Genomic DNA, 4,384 nt, shown 5'->3' with positions numbered 1-4,384 from the left:
GACGCTGCGGGCGGACAAAGCCAGGCAGGAGATGCCGCCGCTTCCGGAGCGGCAGCCGGCGGGCAGACTCAGGGCGCTGCGCCGTCCTATGGCCCCATGATGGTCGACGGCGCGCCTCTGCCCGGAGTCATGCTGTCCGCCGACGGCAGCGTAGCGATGCTCCAGTTCCAGTTCACCGTGCAGCAGACCTCGCTGCCCAAATCGGTGACGGACAGCGTCATCGCAGCCATCGACACCGTGGAGCAGAACGGCTCCGGCATCACCGCGCTGCCCAGCGACTCGCTGACGGGCAAGCCCGCCATCGGCTCCACGGAAGCTGTCGGCGTAGCGGTTGCCGCCGTCGTCCTGCTGATGACGCTCGGCTCGGTCGTCGCCGCCGGACTGCCGCTGCTGTCCGCCCTGCTCGGGGTAGGAATCAGCGTCGGCGCGGCGTTCGCCTTCTCCAAATTCATTCCGATGACCGACATTACGCCGGTGCTGGCGCTCATGGTCGGTCTGGCCGTCGGCATCGACTATTCGCTGTTCATCGTCAACCGCCAGCGGCGGATGATGCTCGATCAGGGCCTCAGCGCGCGCGAAGCGGCGAGCCGCTCCGTCGGCACGGCCGGCAGCGCGGTCTTCTTCGCCGGCTTGACCGTCATCATCGCCTTGTGCGGCATGCTTGTCATCGGGATCGCCTTCCTGTCCGCGATGGCGCTTGTCGCCGCTGTAACCGTCTTTGTCAACGTCCTGATCTCCTTGACGCTTCTGCCGGCGCTGCTGGGCCTGATCGGCGAACGGATCGTCTCGGCCAAGGCGCGCGCCAAAAATGCCGCTTCGTCGAAAAAGAGCCACGGCTTCGCCTATCGCTGGGCCAGAGGGGTCGTCAAGGCCCGTTGGCTCGTCGTGATCGGGGTCGTGGCCGTGCTCGGCGCCGCCGCAATTCCAGTCGCCAAGATGGAGATGGGCATACCGTCCGGCGCGACCGCCAATCTGGATACCGCGGTCAGGCAGAGCTACGACGCCATCTCCGACGGCTTCGGCGAAGGCTACAACGGCCCGCTGCTCCTCGTCGCGGAGCCTGACTCGGCGTCCGGCGCCATCACGGCGGAGGGCCTCTACAAGCTGGTTCAAGGGCTTCAAGGCCAGGAGGGCGTCGCTCTCGTCTCTCCGATGGGCATCAACAAGACCGGCGACATCGGCATCATCAGCGTCATCCCGACCACGGGACCGACCGACGCCGCAACCCGGACTCTCGTCCAGGAGCTCCGCGCTCCCGACTCCGCCGTTGCCAAGGAGAACCATGTCACGATCGGCGTCACCGGCTTCACGGCCATCAACATCGACATGTCCTCCAAGCTGGCCGATGTATTCCCGACCTACATTCTCATTATCGTGATTCTTTCGGTGATCATCCTTCTGCTCGTGTTCCGTTCGATCATCGTTCCGATCAAAGCTACCGTCGGCTTCCTGCTCAGCGTGCTCGCCACGTTCGGCATCACCACGGCCGTCTACCAATGGGGCTGGCTCCATTCGATGTTCGGCTTCGACACCGGCGGTCCGCTGCTCAGCTTCATGCCGATCATGGTGACCGGCATCCTGTACGGCCTGGCAATGGACTATCAGGTGTTCCTCGTCAGCTCCATGCGGGAATCCTACGTCCACGGCCATAAAGGAACGGACAGCGTCATTCACGGCTATGAGCAGTCCAGCCGCGTCGTCGTGGCGGCCGCCGTCATCATGGTGTCCGTATTCGCCGGCTTCATCTTCGCTCCGGATATTATGATCAAGCAGATCGGCTTTGCGCTCGCGGCAGGCATCCTCATCGACGCCTTCATCATCCGCATGACGCTCGTGCCCGCCGTCATGGCTATCTTCGGAGATTCCGCCTGGCGGCTTCCGAAGCGGCTGGACCGCATGCTGCCGAACCTCGACGTCGAGGGCGACAAGCTGATCGCCCAGCTCAACGCCAAGGAGCAGGCTGCCCAAGCGAATCCTGTTCAAGGCCGCGAACGCATTTAAGGCCGCTGAAAAGACAAAAGCACCTCGTCTACAAGGACAAGGCCAACACTTTGTGTTGGCCTTTGAACCTTTTGGGGGGTGCATTTTTAATGGGCTAAAAAGATCACGGCGCGAAACGAAACCGCTCGGTCTAGGAGCGCAAAAAAAAGCCTCCCGGCCGGGAGGCTTCAAAGGACAGGGCCGGTTCGCGCCGGCTGCCGGATCAGGCAGGCGCATTACTTGCGGCTGCCGTGCAGGTACTTTTCGGTCAGTACGGCCAGCAGCTCGATGCCGACCTCGTTGTGGCCGCCTTCGGGAATGATGATGTCGGCGTACTTTTTGGACGGCTCGATGAACGCTTCATGCATCGGCTTGACCGTATTGAGGTACTGGTCGTGGATGGAGTGGATCGTGCGGCCCCGCTCCTCGATGTCGCGCAGCACGCGGCGCAGGATGCGGACGTCAGGATCGGTGTCGACGAAAACCTTGATGTCCAGCAGCTCGCGCAGATTCTCGTCGGAGAGGACATGCAGCCCCTCGATGATGACGATATTGCTCGGCTTGAGCTCCACCGATTTCTCGATGGAACGGGCATGGACCGTAAATTCATATACCGGCGCATGGGCGATCAGCCCCTGCTTCAGCGTTTTGAGATTCTCGATGAGCAGCTCGTTGTCGAATGCGAAGGGATGATCGTAATTGATCTTCTCCCGCTCGCTCATGCTGAGCTCCGAGTGATCCTTATAGTAGTTGTCTTGCGATACGAATGTCACTTTGCCCGGTCCCATCCGGTCGATGACGGAGCGGGCGACGGTCGTCTTGCCCGAGCCGGTGCCGCCGGCGATTCCTATGATAAGCATAAAGCCTTGTTACCCCCCAAATTACATGCAATTCCTGTAGTTTAGCACAGCCGGGGGATTTTTTCACCCGTTGGAAATCATGTTTTGGCGCCTCGGAGCGGCAAGTTCCGGGTTCGGACAAATCCGGTGCGGCTCGCTTTTCCACCTTTTGATCACATAAGCAGCCGCCCATCTTTCCACTCTAATCCAGCAAGCTGAATTTCATCCCGCCCCCATACTTGCTCCGCAGCCTCCGCACCGCATCCATCAGCTCCCGCCCCGCGAGCTTCTCCGCCTGTCCGTACAGCGGCTCCCACAGAGCCATCCACTCCCGCCGCTCCGGCTCCTGCAGGTCGGCGATATTCATCCAGCGGCCGCTCCGCATTTCCGCGAGCTCCTTGCGGCTCATTTCCCGAGCGCTCTCGTTGGCCCAGCCGGTCGTCTCCCGCATCGCCTCCTGGATGATGGCCTGCACATCCGGCGGCAGGCTTTCCCAGAAGGAGCGGTTCATCAGCACGGCGTACCCGAGATAGGCGTGATTGCTGACCGTCATGTATTTCTGCACCTGATAGAACTTCTTGCTGTAAATATTCGTGATCGTATTCTCCCCGCCGTCGACCGCTCCGCTTTCGTAAGCCTTGTACACGCTGTTGAACGGAATGTCCGCCGTCGAGGCGCCCAGAGCCCGGAACTGGGCATCGACGATCGCGCCCGGCAGGATGCGGAATTTCAGGCCGCTGAAATCCTCGGGATGCACAAGGGGCTTGTCGCTCGACGTCATCTGCTTGAACCCGTTGCCCCAGAAGGCGAGGCCGATCATCCCCCGGCTCTCCAGCCGCTTGAACAGCAGCGAGCCGACCTCGCCGCTGAACGCCTCCTCCACCGCCTCTTCCGTGCGGAAGGCGAAGGGCAGGTCCATGACGCTCCACTCCGGCATCCGGGCCGACAGATTGGAGAAGGCCGGCGCGATCATCTGCACATCCCCGCGAGCCAGAGCGGCCTGCTCGTCCGGCTCCGTGAACAGCGTTCCGTTCGGGAACAGCTGCACCTGCACCTTGCCGCCGGACTTCTCCTCCACCAGATCGGCGAACCGCTGCGCGGCCAGCCCCTTGGGCGTATTCTCCGCCACGACGTAGCTGAACTTGATGACATGCCTGCCGCTGAAGCCCATCTGCTCGTCATCCTCCGGCAGCGGGCCGGGCAGCTTGTACCCTCCAAGCCAGAACATGGACAGCACGGCAGCAGCAGCCAGCAGAAGACCGCCGCCCCACAGCCTGAACCTCCTTCTGCTCATTCCTCCGCGCCTCCCTCCTCATCTCGGCCTTACGTCCTGYYTMAKMSCTGTTATCGAAAAGCTGACATTGGCGTTATCGTCGATGTCAGCTTTTTTAATAAATACAAGCAAATAAAGAATTTAAATGGAAAATCATTCTAGCAATTCTCTAATTGGTGTTATATTATATGACACAAAAGGGGGATGAAAGATGGGCTTCCTGTACTCCTTGTCGATGACCGTGCCGGTACCGATGCCCTCATTGCCGGCTCGATGAATACCGCCCTCCGCG

General features: G+C 61.1%; 3 protein-coding genes. 1 reads left to right on the top strand and 2 read right to left on the bottom strand.

Annotation, left to right across the window (positions count from 1 at the left end; genetic code table 11):
- Positions 1 to 2,001, top strand: a 2,001-nt coding sequence (locus BN871_RS24340) for an MMPL family transporter (RefSeq protein ID WP_048749561.1), incomplete at its 5' end; no start/stop codon positions are given.
- Between the two features lie 215 nt (positions 2,002 to 2,216).
- On the opposite strand, the gene udk is transcribed toward BN871_RS24340, so the two are convergent.
- The gene (gene udk, locus BN871_RS24335) at positions 2,217 to 2,840 is read right to left on the bottom strand and encodes a uridine kinase (RefSeq protein ID WP_048749558.1); all 624 of its coding nucleotides are present in this window, start codon (positions 2,838 to 2,840) and stop codon (positions 2,217 to 2,219) included.
- Between the two features lie 181 nt (positions 2,841 to 3,021).
- On the bottom strand, positions 3,022 to 4,113 hold the full coding sequence (locus BN871_RS24330) for a DctP family TRAP transporter solute-binding subunit (RefSeq protein ID WP_021879820.1): 1,092 nt from the start codon (positions 4,111 to 4,113) through the stop codon (positions 3,022 to 3,024).
- Positions 4,114 to 4,384: the final 271 nt, after the last annotated feature.

It is taken from the genome of Paenibacillus sp. P22, from assembly GCF_000469945.2.
Classification (GTDB): Bacteria; Bacillota; Bacilli; order Paenibacillales; family Paenibacillaceae; genus Paenibacillus_O; species Paenibacillus_O humicus.
Note: the sequence above shows the minus strand (reverse complement) of the source record. Positions and strands in the feature narration are given on the sequence as shown.